Raw genomic sequence first — 14,715 nt, 5'->3', positions numbered from 1 at the left:
CCGTGCGGGTCACTTGGTCAGCACGAAGCCCTTGAGCTTGGAGAACGCCTGTTCGAGCAGCGCCTTCTGCTGCTCCTGGTGCAGGTGCACGTAGCCGACCGCAGGCGACGCCGACGCGGGGCGGCCGGCGTAGCCGAGACGCTGACCATCGGCCATGTTCTCGTGCAGATAGTGCTGCACGAAGAACCAGGCACCCTGGTTCTGCGGCTCGTCCTGGCACCACACGATCTCCGTGGCGTTCGGGTACTTGCGCAGCTCGGCGGCGAACGCCTTGTGCGGGAACGGATAGAGCTGCTCAACGCGCAGGATCACGGCGTCGACGTTCTTGCGCTCGGTACGCGCCTTGACGAGGTCGTAGTAGACCTTGCCGGAGCAGACGATCACGCGACGCACCTTCTCGGCGTTCACCTCGGTGCTTTGCTCTCCGATGACGGTCTTGAACTCGCCCTTGGTGAACTCGCTGAGCGGCGACGACGCGTCCTTGTGACGCAGCAGCGACTTCGGCGACATGATGATCAGGGGCTTCCTGAACATGCGCACCATCTGGCGCCGCAGCACGTGGAAGATCTGGCTCGCCGAGGTCGGCTGCACGATCTGCATGTTGTTGTCGGCCGCGAGCTGCATGAAGCGTTCGAGGCGTGCCGACGAGTGCTCCGGTCCCTGCCCTTCGTAGCCGTGCGGCAGCATCAGCACGATGCCGTTGGCGCGGCCCCACTTCACCTCGCCCGATGCGATGAACTGGTCGATCACGACCTGCGCGCCGTTGACGAAGTCGCCGAACTGCGCTTCCCAGATGACGAGGGTGTTCGGCTCGGCCGACGCGTAGCCGTACTCGAAGCCGAGCACCGCCTCCTCGGAGAGGAGCGAGTCGATGACGACGAACGGCGCCTGCCCTTCGGTCACGTGCTGCAGCGGCGTGTAGGTGCCTTCGTCCCACTTCTCGCGGTTCTGGTCGTGCAGCACCGCGTGCCGGTGCGTGAACGTGCCGCGGCCGGAGTCCTCGCCCGACAGGCGCACCGCGTAGCCGCTCGCCACCAGCGAGGCGTAGGCGAGGTGCTCGCCCATGCCCCAATCGACCCGCGCCTCGCCGCGGCCCATCGCCGCGCGATCGGCGAGTACCTTCTCGACCAGCGGATGGACCTTGAAGTTGTCGGGGACCGTGGTGATGCGCTCGGCCAGACGCTTGATCTCGGCCATCGGAAGCGCCGTGTCCGCCGCATCGGTCCACTTCTTGCCGAGAAACGGCGCCCAGTCGACCGCGAACTTGCTCTTGTAGTTCGTGAGCACCGGGTCGTAGCTGCTCTTGCCGGCGTCCATGGCCGCGCGGAACGCCTTGACCATCTCGTCGGGGCCTTCCGGCGGCAGCACGCCCTGCGCGACCAGCTTGTCGCCGTAGAGCTTGCGCGTGCCGGGGTGCTGGGCGATCTTCTTGTACATCAGCGGCTGCGTCAGCGCCGGCGTGTCCTGCTCGTTGTGGCCGAGCTTGCGGAAGCACACGATGTCGACCACCACGTCCTTGTTGAACTGCTGGCGGTAGTCGAGCGCCATCTGCGACGCCAGCACCACGGCCTCGGCGTCGTCGCCGTTCACGTGCAGCACCGGCGCCTCGATCATCTTGACGACGTCGGTGCAGTACAGCGTCGAGCGCGTGTCGCGCGGGTCCGAGGTCGTGAAGCCGATCTGGTTGTTGATGACCACGTGCACCGTGCCGCCGGTGTAGTAGCCGCGCGTCTGCGCCAGCGCCAGCGTCTCCATCACGACGCCCTGCCCCGCGAACGCGGCATCGCCGTGCACCAGGATCGGCAGCACGGTGTCGCCTTCCTTGTCGCCGCGCCGGTCGAGACGAGCCTTGACCGAGCCCTCGACGACCGGGTTCACGATCTCGAGGTGCGACGGGTTGAAGGCGAGGCTCAGGTGGACGGGCCCGCCTTCGGTGGTGATGTCGCTCGAGAAGCCCTGGTGGTATTTGACGTCGCCGGACGGCAGCTCTTCGGGCGCGGTGTGGTCGAACTCGGCGAACAGCTGCTTGGGCACCTTGCCCAGTGTATTGACGAGCACGTTGAGGCGCCCGCGGTGCGCCATGCCGATCACGATCTCCTGCACGCCGGCCTTGCCGGCGCGCTGGATCAGCTCGTCCATGCAGGCGATGAAGCTCTCGCCGCCTTCGAGCGAGAAGCGCTTCTGGCCGACATACTTGGTATGCAGGTAGCGCTCGAGGCCTTCCGCGGCAGTGAGGCGCTCGAGGATGTGCACCTTCTTCTGCGCCTCGAAGTTCGGCTTGGCGCGCACGCTCTCGAGACGTTCCTGCCACCAGCGCTTCTCGGCCGGGTCGGTGATGTGCATGTACTCGGAACCGATGGTTCCGCAGTAGGTCTCGCGCAGCGCCTGCACGATCTCGCGCAGCGTCGACTGCTCGGCCTTCGAGAAGTACGTGTTGGTCGCACTGAACGACATGTCCATGTCGGCTTCAGTGAGGTCGTAGAAGCCCGGCTCGAGCTCGGGCAGCCTGGGGCGCTCCTGGCGCTTGAGCGGGTCGAGATCGGCCCAGCGCGAGCCGAGCACGCGGTACGCCGCGATGAGCGACTGCACGTGCACCTGGCGACGCGCGACGGCCAGTTCAGAGCCCGAGACCTTGTTGTTGAACGCGTTCGCCTTGGCGCGCTGCGCGAACGACTCGACCACCGGCGCGTGCGCGATGTCGGGGTTCGTGGAGCCGTCGGCCGCCGGCACGTTCTGCAGCGCGTCGAAGTAGGCGCGCCAGTTGTCCGGCACCGAGCCGGGGTTGTCGAGGTAGGCTTCGTAGAGCTCCTCGACGTAAGGCGCATTGCCGCCGAACAGGTACGAGTTCGACCTGTATTCCTGCATCATCTCGCTCACCTTTCGCGCCGGTTTCCGGGCTGGTAGGGGGTTGGAAAAACCTTCCGCGAGCGGCTACGCCACTGCTGCGGGACAAGCGACCCGGTCGTGCTCAGGAGACAAGCCGGGTAGGACCTGATTCGGCCGGCACTGTAACACCGAGGGGTATCCCCCGTTGCCGAATCGGAAGGGGTCTGCGGCAAGGCGGATGCCCGCAGTGCAGAAGCCGAGGCGCACGGCACGCATGCGATCACTTCAGCGCGGCAACAGCGCGCACGGCGCGGCAGCGCCGCGCCGCGGGGCGTCGCCGGCAGCGTGGCGGCCGCGCCGGCTGGCTGCCGGCAGACGACTCAGGTGGCGGTCTCGGTCGACGCGAGGCGGCGCCGCGCCGCCTGATATTCGCCGCGCAGGCGCTCGATCAGTTCGCGCGCCGGCACGACTCCCTTGATGCGGCCGATGCCCTGACCGCTGCCCCAGATGTCCTTCCAGGCCTTCTTGGCCTCGCCGCCGAAGTTCATCTTGCTGGGGTCGCTCTCGGGCAGGTTGTCGGGGTCGAGGCCGGCCGCCCGGATCGACGCCTTCAGGTAGTTGCCGTGCACACCGGTGAAGAGGCTCGAGTAGACGACGTCGTCGCTGCTGCCCTCGACGATCGCCGCCTTGTAGGCGTCTGGCGCACGCGCTTCGTCGGTGGCGATGAACGCCGAGCCGATGTACGCGAAGTCGGCACCCATGGCCTGCGCGGCGAGCACGCCACCCCCGGTGGCCATGGCGCCGCTCAGCGCGAGCGGGCCGTCGAACCATTCGCGGATCTCGGCGATCAGCGCGAACGGGCTCTTCACGCCGGCATGGCCGCCGGCGCCGGCCGCGACCGCGATCAGCCCGTCGGCGCCCTTGTCGATGGCCTTGCGCGCGAACGTGTTGTTGATGACGTCGTGCATCACCACGCCACCCCAGCCGTGCACCGCCTCGTTGAGGTCGCTTCGGGCGCCGAGCGAGGTGATGATGACCGGCACCTTGAAGCGTGCGCAGACCTCGAGGTCGTGCTCGAGCCGGTCGTTGCTTTTGTGGACGATCTGGTTCACCGCGAACGGCGCTGCGCGCCGGTCGGGGTTGGCGCGATCGTGCGCGGCGAGCGTCTCGGTGATCTCGGCAAGCCAGTCCTCGAGCTGCGACGCCGGGCGCGCGTTGAGCGCCGGCATCGAGCCGACGATGCCGGCCTTGCACTGCTCGATCACGAGCCGGGGGTTGCTGATGATGAAGAGGGGCGCGCCGATCACCGGCAGCGTCAGCGAACGAAACACGGCAGGCAGCGTCATGGGGCGGTCCGCTTCAGAACGAGTCGTTGTCGAGGGCCATCACGCTGGCGCCGCCATCGACGATGGCGGCGCGCAGTGCGGGGGTGCGGGTCAGCAGATGCTCGGCGTAGAACCACGCCGTTGCGACCTTCGCGCGCAGGAACGCCGCGTCGCCCCTGCCGGCGGCGAGCGTGTCCTCGGCGGCGATCAGCGCGCGCGCCATCTGCCATCCGGCCACGGTATAGCCGGCGAGCATGAGGTAAGGCACCGAGCCCGCGAACACCGCGTTGGGGTCGCTGCGTACGCGCTCGACGACGAAGTTCGCGACGGCCTCGAAGTCGGCCCGCGAGGCCGCCAGGCGGGTCGCCATCGCGCGAGCCGCAGCGCTGTCGCGCGGGGCCAGCGCGGCCTCGGTGCGCGCGATCTCGGTCGCGATCGAGCGCGCGGTCTGACCGCCGTCGCGGCCGGTCTTGCGGCCGACCAGGTCATTCGCCTGGATCGCGGTCGTGCCCTCGTAGATCGGCAGGATGCGGCTGTCGCGGAAGTACTGAGCGGCGCCGGTCTCCTCGATGAAACCCATGCCGCCGTGCACCTGGATGCCGAGGCTCGCCACCTCGACGCTCATCTCGGTGCTGAAGCCCTTCACCAGCGGCACCATGAATTCGTAGAACGCCTGCGAACGCTTGCGGGTCTCGGGGTCGGAGTCGTGGTGCGCGACATCGAACGCGGCCGCCGCGACGATCGCCATCGCGCGCGCGCCTTCCGTGTAGGCACGCATCGTCATCAGCATGCGCCGCACGTCGGGATGGTGGACGATGGTCGCGGAGCCCGGCACCGAGCCGTCCACCGGCCGCGACTGCACGCGCTCGCGGGCGTACGCTGCCGCCTTCTGGTATGACCTTTCGGCGACCGCGATCCCCTGCACGCCGACCGCGTAGCGCGCCGCGTTCATCATGATGAACATGTACTCGAGGCCGCGGTTCTCGGCGCCGACCAGGTGCCCGATCGCGCCGCCGTGATCGCCGAACTGCAGGACCGCAGTCGGGCTCGCCTTGATGCCCAGCTTGTGCTCGATGCTGACGCAGTGCACGTCGTTGCGCTCGCCGAGCGCGCCGTCGGCACCGACCAGGAACTTCGGCACCACGAACAGGCTGATGCCCTTGACCCCTTCGGGCGCACCGGCGATCCGTGCGAGTACGAAGTGCACGATGTTGGCGGCCATGTCGTGCTCGCCGTAGGTGATGAAGATCTTGGTGCCGAACAGCTTGTACGAGCCGTCGCCCTGCGGCTCGGCGCGCGTGCGCACCAGCGCGAGGTCCGAGCCGGCCTGCGGCTCGGTGAGGTTCATGGTGCCGGTCCACTCGCCCGAGATCATCTTCGGCAGGTAGAGCGCACGCTGCTCGTCGGTACCCGCGGTGAGCAGCGCCTCGATCGCGCCATCGGTCAGCAGCGGGCAGAGAGCGAAGCTCAGGTTGGCGCTGTTGAGCATCTCGGTGCACGCCGCGCCGATCGTCTTCGGCAGGTTCTGTCCGCCGAACTCGGTGGGGTGCTGCAAGCCCTGCCAGCCGCCTTCGGCGAACTGGCGGAACGCCTGCCTGAAACCGGGCGTCGTGCGCACCGTGCCGGCGTCCCACGACGATGGCTCGAGGTCACCGGTGCGGTTGAGCGGCGCGACCACGCTCTCGTTGAAGCGGGCACATTCGTCGAGCACCGCCTCGGCGGTGTCGACGCTGGCGTCCTCGAATCCGGGCAGCTGTCCGATCTGCTCGAGTCCGGCGAGTTCGGTCATGCAGAACAGCATGTCCTTGACGGGCGCGCGATAGCTCATGGTGTCTCCGTGGGGATCGAAAGGAAAAAGGGCGCCCCGTGGCGCCCTTCGTCCTGCAAACGTGCGTGGCGGGTGCCCTCAGAGCTTGCTGATCAGCTCCGGGACCGCGGTGAACAAGTCGGCCTCGAGGCCGTAGTCGGCGACGCTGAAGATCGGCGCCTCCGCGTCCTTGTTGATCGCGACGATGACCTTCGAATCCTTCATGCCCGCGAGGTGCTGGATCGCGCCGCTGATGCCGGCCGCAATGTAGAGCTGCGGTGCGACGATCTTGCCGGTCTGACCAACCTGCCAGTCGTTCGGCGCGTAGCCCGCGTCGACCGCGGCACGGCTCGCGCCGAGCGCGGCACCGAGCTTGTCGGCGAGCGGCGTCAGCACCTCGTTGAACTTGTCGCTCGAGCCGAGCGCGCGGCCGCCGGAGACGATGATCTTGGCCGAGGTGAGCTCGGGCCGATCGTTCTTCGCGATCTCGCTGCCGACGAAGCTCGAGAGGCCCGAGTCGCCGACCGCCGAGACGGTCTCGACCGCTGCGCTGCCGCCTTCGGCGGCCGCGGCATCGAAGCCGGTCGTGCGCACCGTGATCACCTTCACTGGGTCAATGCTCTGCACCGTCGCGATCGCGTTGCCGGCGTAGATGGGGCGCTCGAAGGTGTCGGCCGAGTCGACCTTGGTGATGTCCGAGATCTGACCGACGTCGAGCTTGGCCGCGACCCGCGGCGCGACGTTCTTGCCGCCCGCAGTGGCGGGAAAGAGGATGTGCGAGTAGCCCGAGGCGAGCGCGAGCACCTGCGCCGCGAGGTTCTCGGCGAGGCCGTGCGCGAACGCTTCGCTGTCGGCGAGCAGCACCTTCTTGACGCCCGCGATGCGCGCTGCAGCGGCGCCCGCATCGGCGGCGCCCTGCCCCGCGACGAGCACGTGCACGTCCGGGTCGCACTGAATCGCGGCCGTCACGGTGTTCAGCGTCGACGTGCGGATGCTCTGGTTGTCGTGCTCGGCGATGACGAGAGATGGCATGAGGCGGTCTCGGTAGGTTCGGTACGGCAGGGATCGTCGCTGCGCGGCTCGCGGTCAGATGACCTTGGCCTCGTTGCGCAGCTTCTCGACCAGCGTGGCGACGTCGGGCACCTTGACGCCCGCACCGCGCTTGGGCGGCTCGCTGACCTTGAGCGTCTTGAGGTGCGACGTGGCATCGACGCCCAGGTCTGATGGCTTGACCACGTCAAGCGTCTTCTTCTTGGCCTTCATGATGTTCGGCAGCGTCACGTAGCGCGGCTCGTTGAGGCGCAGGTCGGTGGTGACGATCGCAGGCAGCCTGATCTTGAGCGTCTCGGCGCCGCCGTCGACTTCGCGCGTGACGGTGGCGTAGCCGTCGGCGACCTCGACCTTCGAGGCGAAGGTCGCCTGCGGCAGGTCGGCGAGCGCGGCCAGCATCTGGCCGGTCTGGTTGCAGTCGTCGTCGATCGCCTGCTTGCCGAGGATCACGAGGTCCGGCTTTTCCTTGTCGAGGAGCGCCTTCAGCAGCTTGGCCACGGCGAGCGGCTGCAGTTCGCCGTCGTGCTGCACGAGGATCGCGCGGTCCGCGCCGATCGCCATGGCGGTGCGCAGCGTCTCCTGGCACTGCTGCACGCCGCACGAGACCGCCACGACCTCGGTGACGACGCCCTTCTCCTTGAGCCGGACCGCTTCCTCGACCGCGATCTCGTCGAACGGGTTCATGCTCATCTTGACGTTGGCGATGTCGACTCCGCTGCCGTCCGACTTGACGCGAACCTTGACGTTGTAATCGACCACCCGCTTGACGGGAACCAGAACCTTCATCGAGGAGCTCCTGAGTGGCAGGCGACCGGGTGGCCGCCGCATGGACGCGCGCCGCGGCGCACCGAAAAAGAACGAGCGTGCGATTTTGCCATCGGCGTCGAGCACGATGGGTGCAGCTGGTGCCCGGGACGGGCATCGAACCCGTACGCCCTCTCTCGAGCAGCGGCGGATTTTAAGTCCGCTGTGTCTACCAGTTTCACCACCCGGGCCGAGCGGCGAATTATCCGGCGAGGCGCGGCTCCGCCCGCGTCAGTCGATCGGGTTGTTGCCGTCGATGCCGTGCGCGGCCTTGTACCGGCGGTGGGTGAGGTCGAGCTGGTCCATCACGCGCGCGACGGCGGCCATGTCCTTGTCGGGTTCGGCAAGCAGACGGCGCAGTTCGTTGCGCAGGCGGTCGTATTCCGCGGCGAGCTCTTCAGCGTTCATGGATCTTGTCGCCGCACGAGGTGCGGTGCGGCTCGTCAAGCCAGGGTGGAGGCGCGGCCCGGAGTCGAACCGGGCTGAACGGATTTGCAATCCGGTGCATAACCGCTTTGCTACCGCGCCATGTGCGAATCATCGCAGACGATGCCCGACGTCGACGCCGGACCGAAAAAAGGGAAGCACGAGGCTTCCCTTTTTTCTTTATCTGGAGCGGGAGAAGAGTCTCGAACTCTCGACCTCAACCTTGGCAAGGTTGCGCTCTACCAACTGAGCTACTCCCGCATTGCTGTCGGTCTTCAGCAGCACCGTCAACGTCGAACAGTATATGCCAGAACCACGGGCCTTGTACAGGCCCTCGCGAATCAGTGCGTCAACAACTCCGCACCAGCAGGCGGAACCGCGGCCTTCGCCTCTTCCGCAGGCTTGGCCGGCTCCTCGTCAGGCAGCGCTTCGGGAACCGACTCGAGCGCGAGCTCGAGCACGCGGTCGATCCAGCGCACCGGCACGATCTCGAGCTGGTTCTTCACGTTCTCGGGGATCTCCTGGAGGTCCTTGACGTTCTCCTCGGGAATGAGAACCGTCGTGATGCCGCCGCGGCGCGCCGCGAGCAGCTTCTCCTTGAGCCCGCCGATGGCCGTGACCTCGCCGCGCAGCGTGATCTCGCCCGTCATCGCGACATTCGCCTTCACCGGGATGCCGGTGAGCGCCGACACGAAGGCCGTCGTCATCGCGGCACCCGCGCTCGGGCCGTCCTTCGGCGTCGCGCCATCGGGCACGTGGATGTGCACGTCGCGCTTCTCGAACATCTCGTCCTTGATGCCGAGCCGCTTGGCGCGGCTGCGCACCACCGAGCGAGCCGCCTCGACCGACTCCTTCATCACGTCGCCGAGCTGACCGGTGCGGATGATGTTGCCCTTGCCGGGCATCACCGCCGCCTCGATGGTCAGCAGGTCGCCGCCGACCTCGGTCCACGCGAGGCCGACCACCTGGCCGACCTGGTTCTGCTTCTCGGCACGGCCGTAGTCGTGCTTGCGAACGCCCAGGAACTCGTGCAGGTTCTCCTCGGTCACGACGACCTTGCCGCTGGTCTGCTGCAGCTGGATCGCCTTGACGACCTTGCGGCACACCTTCGAGATCTCGCGTTCGAGCGACCGCACGCCGGCCTCGCGGGTGTAGTAGCGAACGATGCCGCGAACCGCCGATTCGGTGATCTCGAGCTCGTCTTCCTTGACGCCGTTGTTCTTCGACTGCTTCGGGATCAGATAACGCAGCGCAATGTTGACCTTCTCGTCCTCGGTGTAGCCCGAGAGGCGGATGACCTCCATCCGGTCCAGCAGCGCCGGCGGAATGTTCATCGAGTTCGAGGTCGCGATGAACATGGTGTCCGACAGGTCGAAGTCGACCTCGACGTAGTGGTCGCTGAAGGTGTGGTTCTGCTCGGGGTCGAGCACCTCCAGCAGCGCCGACGACGGGTCGCCGCGGAAGTCCATGCCGAGCTTGTCGATCTCGTCGAGCAGGAACAAGGGGTTGCGCGTGCCGACCTTGGTCAGCGACTGCAGCACCTTGCCCGGCATGGAGCCGATGTAGGTGCGGCGGTGACCCCGGATCTCGGCCTCGTCGCGCACGCCGCCGAGCGCCATGCGGACGAACTTGCGCCCGGTCGCGCGCGCCACGCTCTGGCCGAGCGAGGTCTTGCCGACGCCCGGAGGCCCGACCAGGCAGAGGATCGGCGACTTCACCTTGTCGACGCGCTGCTGGACCGCGAGGTACTCGAGGATGCGGTCCTTGACCTTGTCGAGGCCGTAGTGGTCCTCGTCGAGCACCTGCTTGGCGAACGCGAGGTCCTGGCGCACCTTGGTGCGCTTGGACCACGGCAGGTTGACGAGCGTGTCGATGTAGTTGCGCACGACGGTCGCCTCGGCCGACATCGGCGACATGAGCTTGAGCTTCTTGAACTCGGCGTCGACCTTCTTGCGCGCCTCCTTCGGCATCTTGGCCGCGATGATCTTCTTCTCGAGCTCCTCCATGTCGGCGCCCTCTTCGCCGTCACCGAGCTCCTTCTGGATCGCCTTGACCTGCTCGTTGAGGTAGTACTCGCGCTGGCTCTTCTCCATCTGCCGCTTGACGCGGCCACGGATGCGCTTTTCCACCTGGAGGATGTCGACCTCGTGCTCGAGCTGCTCGAGCAGCTTCTCAAGGCGCTTGTCGACCTCGTAGAGGTCGAGCACGGATTGCTTGCTCTCGAGCTTGAGCGGCAGGTGCGCGGCGATCGTGTCGGCGAGGCGCCCGGCGTCGTCGATACCCGCGATCGACGTCAGGATCTCGGGCGGGATCTTCTTGTTGAGCTTGACGTACTGGTCGAACTGCTGCGTCACGGCGCGGCGCAGCGCCTCGACCTCGGGCTTCTGGTCGGTCTCGGGCGGCACCGGCGTGACCTCGGCGACGAAGTGCTCGCCGTTGTCGACGATCGAGTGGGTGTCGGCGCGCTGCACGCCTTCGACCAGCACCTTCACGGTGCCGTCGGGGAGCTTGAGCATCTGCAGAATCGACGACACGCAGCCGACGGCGAACATGTCGTCGGGGCGCGGCTCGTCCTTGCCGGCGGCCTTCTGCGCCACCAGCATGATCTGGCGGCCCGCTTCCATCGCGACCTCGAGCGCCTTGATCGACTTCGGGCGACCCACGAACAGCGGGATCACCATGTGCGGGAACACGACGACGTCGCGCAGCGGCAGCAGCGGCAACGTGATGCGTGCAGCGGGGAGAACAGGATGTCCGGACATTGTTGAACCTTTCTTTCTCCAGCCGATGTAGGGCTGGAGCGTTCGATTGCAAGGAGCCGGCCGCTGGGTGGGGCGGCTCCGGGATGACGGACTTGGGCGGGCGGGGAGCCCGTCAGGCGCTGAACTTCGCCTGCTCGCGGTAGACCAGCAGCGGCTTGGCCTCGTCCTGGATCGTGTGCTCGTCCAGGACCACCTTCGCGACGCCGTCCAGCGTCGGCAGCTCGAACATGGTGTCGATCAGCGACTGCTCCATGATCGAGCGCAGGCCACGCGCACCGATCTTGCGTTCGAGCGCCTTGCGGGCGATCGCCGACAAGGCCGATGGCCGGATCTCGAGCTCGACGCCGTCCATCGCGAAGAGCTTCTGGTACTGCTTGACCAGCGCGTTCTTCGGCTCCGTGAGGATGCGCACCAGCGCCTCGTCGGTCAGCTCGCCGAGCGTCGCGACCACCGGCAAGCGGCCGACAAGTTCAGGAATGAGGCCGAACTTGATCAGGTCTTCGGGCTCGACATCGCGGAAGATCTCGGAGACGCGCTTTTCGGACTTGCCGTGGACCGCCGCGCCGAAGCCGATGCCCGACTTCTCTGAGCGGTTCTGGATCACCTTCTCGAGGCCGTCGAAGGCGCCGCCGCAGATGAACAGGATGTTCGTGGTGTCGATCTGCAGGAAGTCCTGATTCGGGTGCTTCCTGCCGCCCTGGGGTGGCACCGACGCCATCGTGCCCTCGACAAGTTTGAGCAGCGCCTGCTGCACGCCCTCGCCCGAGACGTCACGCGTGATCGACGGGTTGTCAGCCTTGCGCGAGATCTTGTCGATCTCGTCGATGTAAACGATGCCGCGCTGGGCCTTCTCGACGTCGTAGCCGCAGTTCTGCAGCAGCTTCTGGATGATGTTCTCGACGTCCTCGCCGACGTAGCCGGCTTCGGTGAGCGTGGTCGCGTCGGCGATCACGAACGGCACGTTGAGCAAGCGCGCGAGCGTCTGCGCGAGCAGCGTCTTGCCCGAGCCGGTCGGGCCGATCAGCAGGATGTTGCTCTTGGCGAGCTCGATGTCGTCCTTGGAGCGGCTCATGTGCTTGAGCCGCTTGTAGTGGTTGTAGACCGCGACCGAGAGCGTGCGCTTGGCCACTTCCTGGCCGATCACGTACTGGTCGAGGCTCGCCTTGATTTCGCTGGGGATCGGCAGGTCGGTCTTGGCGGCCTTCGGGTCGGCGGCGTCCGCCGGAACCTCATCGCGGATGATGTCGTTGCAGAGCTCGATGCACTCGTCGCAGATGAAGACGCTCGGCCCGGCAATGAGCTTCTTCACCTCGTGCTGGCTCTTCCCGCAGAACGAGCAATACAGAACCTTCTCGCCGGAAGAACCTTTTTTTTCTGCCATGGGAGGGAAATCGCGTCTCGGAAGGGGGGCGCGAACAATGATAGTTGAAAAGAAAATGGGGCCTTACCGTCAAGAAAGGCCCCAATCCCGGCATTGTTGCCGCCCGCCGAAGCGGGCCGGCGTCAGCTCGATTCCGGCATGGTCCGGTGCGTCAGCACCTGGTCGATCAGCCCGTAGGCCTTCGACTCCTCGGGGTCCATGAAGAAGTCGCGCTCCATGTCGGTGCGGATCTTCTCGATGGGTTGACCGGTGCGCTCCGCGTAGATCTTGTTGAGCTGCTCGCGGGTCTTGAGGATCTCGCGGGCGTGGATCTCGATATCGGTGGCCTGCCCCTGCGCGCCGCCAGAGGGCTGGTGGATCATCACGCGCGAGTTCGGCAGCGCGAAGCGCTTGCCCTTGGCGCCGGCCATCAGCAGGAACGAGCCCATGCTCGCGGCGATGCCCATGCAGAGCGTCGACACGTCCGGCTTGATGAATTGCATCGTGTCGAACACCGACAGGCCCGCGCTCACCGAGCCGCCCGGCGAGTTGATGTAGAGGTGGATGTCCTTGTCCGGGTTCTCGCTTTCGAGGAAGAGCATCTGCGCCACGACCAGATTGGCGGTCTGATCGGTCACGGGCCCGACCAGGAAGATTACCCGCTCGCGCAGCAGGCGGCTGTAGATGTCGTAGGCGCGTTCGCCGCGGCCCGACGTCTCGATCACGATCGGGACCATGCCCAGACCTTGCGTTTCCAACGCGCTCATCGTTCGTCCTTGTTAGTGATCCGCAGCATGTGGGGGCCTCGAGTCGCGGCTCAAGAGGCGCCCCGGGGAGCTGGCGACGCCATGAGCCGAGGCGCCGTCCGGACTGGCCCGGCAGCGCCAGCCGCCATCAGCTGGCCATCAGCTCGTCGAACGGCAACGTGCGCTCGTTGACCTTCGCGCGGCCGAGCACGAACTCGGCGACGTTGTTCTCGACGACCACGGCCTCGACCTCGGCCATGCGCTCGCGGTCGCTGAGATACCAGCGCATCACCTCGGCCGGCTTCTCGTAGCTCTGCGCCAGCTCCTCGATGTGCGCCTGCAGCTGCTCGGGGCGCGCCTGCAGGTTGTTGCTGCGCACCAGCTCGCCGACCACCAGGCCGAGGCGGACGCGGCGCTCGGCCTGCGCCTGGAACATTTCGGCCGGGATCGGCGCGTTGTCGGCGTCCTTGATGCCGCGCTTCTTGAGGTCGGAGCGTGCCTCGGCGATGAGCCGATCGACCTCGCCGGAGACGAGCGCACGCGGCACGTCGAGCTCGGCGGCCGTGAGCAGCGTGTCCATCACGTTCGCCTTGTTGCGGGCGAGGACGCGGAACTTGACCTCGCGCTCGAGGTTCTTGCGCACGTCGGCGCGCAGCGCCTCGACCGTGCCGCCCGCGATGCCGAGCGCCTTGGCGAACGCCTCGTCGACCTCGGGCAGGCGCGCGGCCTCGACCTTCTTCAGCGTAACGAGGAAGTCGGCTTCCTTGCCGGCGACCTCGCGGCCCTGGTAGTTCTCGGGAAACTGCAGCGGGAAGGTCTTGGATTCGCCGACCTTCATGCCGCGCACGGCCGCGTCGAACTGCTCGAGCATCTGGCCTTCGCCGATGATGAACTGGAAGTCGCTGGCACGGCCACCGTCGAACGGCACGCCGTCGACCTTGCCCTCGAAGTCGATGGTGACGCGATCGCCCACGCTCGCCGGCTCGGCGGCCGGGCGCTGCGCGAAGGTGCGACGCTGCTTGCGCAGGATGTCGATGGTCTTGTCGACCGCCTCTTCGGTCACCTCGGCGGAGACGCGCTCGACCTCGGCCTGCCCGATGTCGCCCAGCTTCACCTCGGGGTAGACCTCGAACGTGGCGTCGAAGGCGACCTGGCCTTCTGGCGCGTCGGCCTTCTCGGTGATGCGCGGCGTGCCGGCAACCCGCAGCTTGGCCTCGTTGACCGCCTCGGAGAAGACCTGCCCGACCTTGTCGTTCATGACCTCGTTCTGCACCGAAAAGCCGTAGCGCTGCGCGACCACGCTCATCGGAACCTTGCCGGGGCGGAAGCCGTCGGCCTTCACGGTGCGGGCAATGCGGCGCAGGCGCGACTCGACTTCGGAGGCGATGCTCGACGACGGCAGCGTGAGCGTGATGCGACGCTCGAGCTTGTCGAGGTTTTCAACGTGGACGGGCATGGTTGGAACTTTCGAATTTCAGAGCTGGTGCGCGGGGCCGGACTCGAACCGGCACGCCGGTGAAGGCGTCAGGACCTAAACCTGGTGCGTCTACCAATTTCGCCACCCGCGCGTGGGTTCGGACGGCTGCGATGGCCGTCGCCGGGCCACTTG

At 66.9% G+C, this 14,715-nt stretch carries 10 protein-coding genes and 4 tRNA genes; all 14 read right to left on the bottom strand.

Features of this window, described 5'->3' with window-relative positions:
- Positions 1 to 9 precede the first annotated feature (9 nt).
- Positions 10 to 2,868: a 2-oxoglutarate dehydrogenase E1 component gene (locus HQN59_RS10425; RefSeq protein WP_176069214.1), complete on the bottom strand. Its 2,859-nt coding sequence runs from the start codon at positions 2,866 to 2,868 to the stop codon at positions 10 to 12.
- A gap of 338 nt (positions 2,869 to 3,206) precedes the next feature.
- Positions 3,207 to 4,172 carry an NAD(P)H-dependent flavin oxidoreductase gene (locus HQN59_RS10420; protein WP_176068894.1) on the bottom strand — a complete coding sequence of 322 codons (966 nt, stop codon included), beginning with the start codon at positions 4,170 to 4,172 and terminating at the stop codon, positions 3,207 to 3,209.
- A gap of 13 nt (positions 4,173 to 4,185) precedes the next feature.
- Positions 4,186 to 5,979 (bottom strand): acyl-CoA dehydrogenase, encoded by a 1,794-nt coding sequence (locus HQN59_RS10415; RefSeq protein ID WP_176068892.1) that lies wholly within the window; start codon positions 5,977 to 5,979, stop codon positions 4,186 to 4,188.
- Positions 5,980 to 6,057: 78 nt separating this feature from the next.
- Complete coding sequence (locus HQN59_RS10410; RefSeq protein ID WP_176068890.1) at positions 6,058 to 6,990, bottom strand: electron transfer flavoprotein subunit alpha/FixB family protein; 933 nt, start codon at positions 6,988 to 6,990, stop codon at positions 6,058 to 6,060.
- A gap of 54 nt (positions 6,991 to 7,044) precedes the next feature.
- Positions 7,045 to 7,794, bottom strand: coding sequence for an electron transfer flavoprotein subunit beta/FixA family protein (locus HQN59_RS10405; RefSeq protein WP_176068888.1), 750 nt, complete (start codon positions 7,792 to 7,794; stop codon positions 7,045 to 7,047).
- 117 nt (positions 7,795 to 7,911) lie between these two features.
- Positions 7,912 to 8,003: transfer RNA gene (locus HQN59_RS10400), tRNA-Leu, on the bottom strand.
- 40 nt (positions 8,004 to 8,043) lie between these two features.
- Entirely contained in the window at positions 8,044 to 8,220 is a 177-nt protein-coding gene (locus tag HQN59_RS10395) for a hypothetical protein (protein ID WP_176068886.1), read from the bottom strand.
- 46 nt (positions 8,221 to 8,266) lie between these two features.
- Positions 8,267 to 8,340, bottom strand: a tRNA-Cys gene (locus tag HQN59_RS10390).
- Positions 8,341 to 8,423: 83 nt separating this feature from the next.
- Positions 8,424 to 8,499, bottom strand: a tRNA-Gly gene (locus HQN59_RS10385).
- 80 nt (positions 8,500 to 8,579) lie between these two features.
- Positions 8,580 to 11,000, bottom strand: a complete 2,421-nt coding sequence (lon, locus tag HQN59_RS10380; protein WP_176068884.1) for an endopeptidase La — start codon at positions 10,998 to 11,000, stop codon at positions 8,580 to 8,582.
- A 112-nt stretch (positions 11,001 to 11,112) separates the two neighbouring features.
- Positions 11,113 to 12,381 carry an ATP-dependent Clp protease ATP-binding subunit ClpX gene (gene clpX / locus HQN59_RS10375; protein WP_176068882.1) on the bottom strand — a complete coding sequence of 423 codons (1,269 nt, stop codon included), beginning with the start codon at positions 12,379 to 12,381 and terminating at the stop codon, positions 11,113 to 11,115.
- Positions 12,382 to 12,503: 122 nt separating this feature from the next.
- Positions 12,504 to 13,127: an ATP-dependent Clp endopeptidase proteolytic subunit ClpP gene (gene clpP / locus HQN59_RS10370; protein WP_176068880.1), complete on the bottom strand. Its 624-nt coding sequence runs from the start codon at positions 13,125 to 13,127 to the stop codon at positions 12,504 to 12,506.
- Between the two features lie 127 nt (positions 13,128 to 13,254).
- Positions 13,255 to 14,562 carry a trigger factor gene (gene tig / locus HQN59_RS10365; RefSeq protein WP_176068878.1) on the bottom strand — a complete coding sequence of 436 codons (1,308 nt, stop codon included), beginning with the start codon at positions 14,560 to 14,562 and terminating at the stop codon, positions 13,255 to 13,257.
- A 25-nt stretch (positions 14,563 to 14,587) separates the two neighbouring features.
- Positions 14,588 to 14,674, bottom strand: a tRNA-Leu gene (locus tag HQN59_RS10360).
- Between the last annotated feature and the right edge of the window lie 41 nt (positions 14,675 to 14,715).

The sequence above is a fragment of the Rhizobacter koreensis genome (genome assembly GCF_013366375.1).
GTDB lineage: Bacteria > Pseudomonadota > Gammaproteobacteria > Burkholderiales > Burkholderiaceae_C > Schlegelella_A > Schlegelella_A koreensis.
This window is presented reverse-complemented; position numbering and strand designations above follow the sequence as displayed.

Bases quoted from the DNA above. Each gene is read 5' to 3' on its own strand.
- HQN59_RS10425 (WP_176069214.1), bottom strand. From the start codon at position 2,868: ATGATGCAGGAATACAGGTCGAACTCGTACCTGTTCGGCGGCAATGCG.
- HQN59_RS10420 (WP_176068894.1), bottom strand. From the start codon at position 4,172: ATGACGCTGCCTGCCGTGTTTCGTTCGCTGACGCTGCCGGTGATCGGC.
- HQN59_RS10415 (WP_176068892.1), bottom strand. From the start codon at position 5,979: ATGAGCTATCGCGCGCCCGTCAAGGACATGCTGTTCTGCATGACCGAA.
- HQN59_RS10410 (WP_176068890.1), bottom strand. From the start codon at position 6,990: ATGCCATCTCTCGTCATCGCCGAGCACGACAACCAGAGCATCCGCACG.
- HQN59_RS10405 (WP_176068888.1), bottom strand. From the start codon at position 7,794: ATGAAGGTTCTGGTTCCCGTCAAGCGGGTGGTCGATTACAACGTCAAG.
- HQN59_RS10395 (WP_176068886.1), bottom strand. From the start codon at position 8,220: ATGAACGCTGAAGAGCTCGCCGCGGAATACGACCGCCTGCGCAACGAA.
- lon (WP_176068884.1), bottom strand. From the start codon at position 11,000: ATGTCCGGACATCCTGTTCTCCCCGCTGCACGCATCACGTTGCCGCTG.
- clpX (WP_176068882.1), bottom strand. From the start codon at position 12,381: ATGGCAGAAAAAAAAGGTTCTTCCGGCGAGAAGGTTCTGTATTGCTCG.
- clpP (WP_176068880.1), bottom strand. From the start codon at position 13,127: ATGAGCGCGTTGGAAACGCAAGGTCTGGGCATGGTCCCGATCGTGATC.
- tig (WP_176068878.1), bottom strand. From the start codon at position 14,562: ATGCCCGTCCACGTTGAAAACCTCGACAAGCTCGAGCGTCGCATCACG.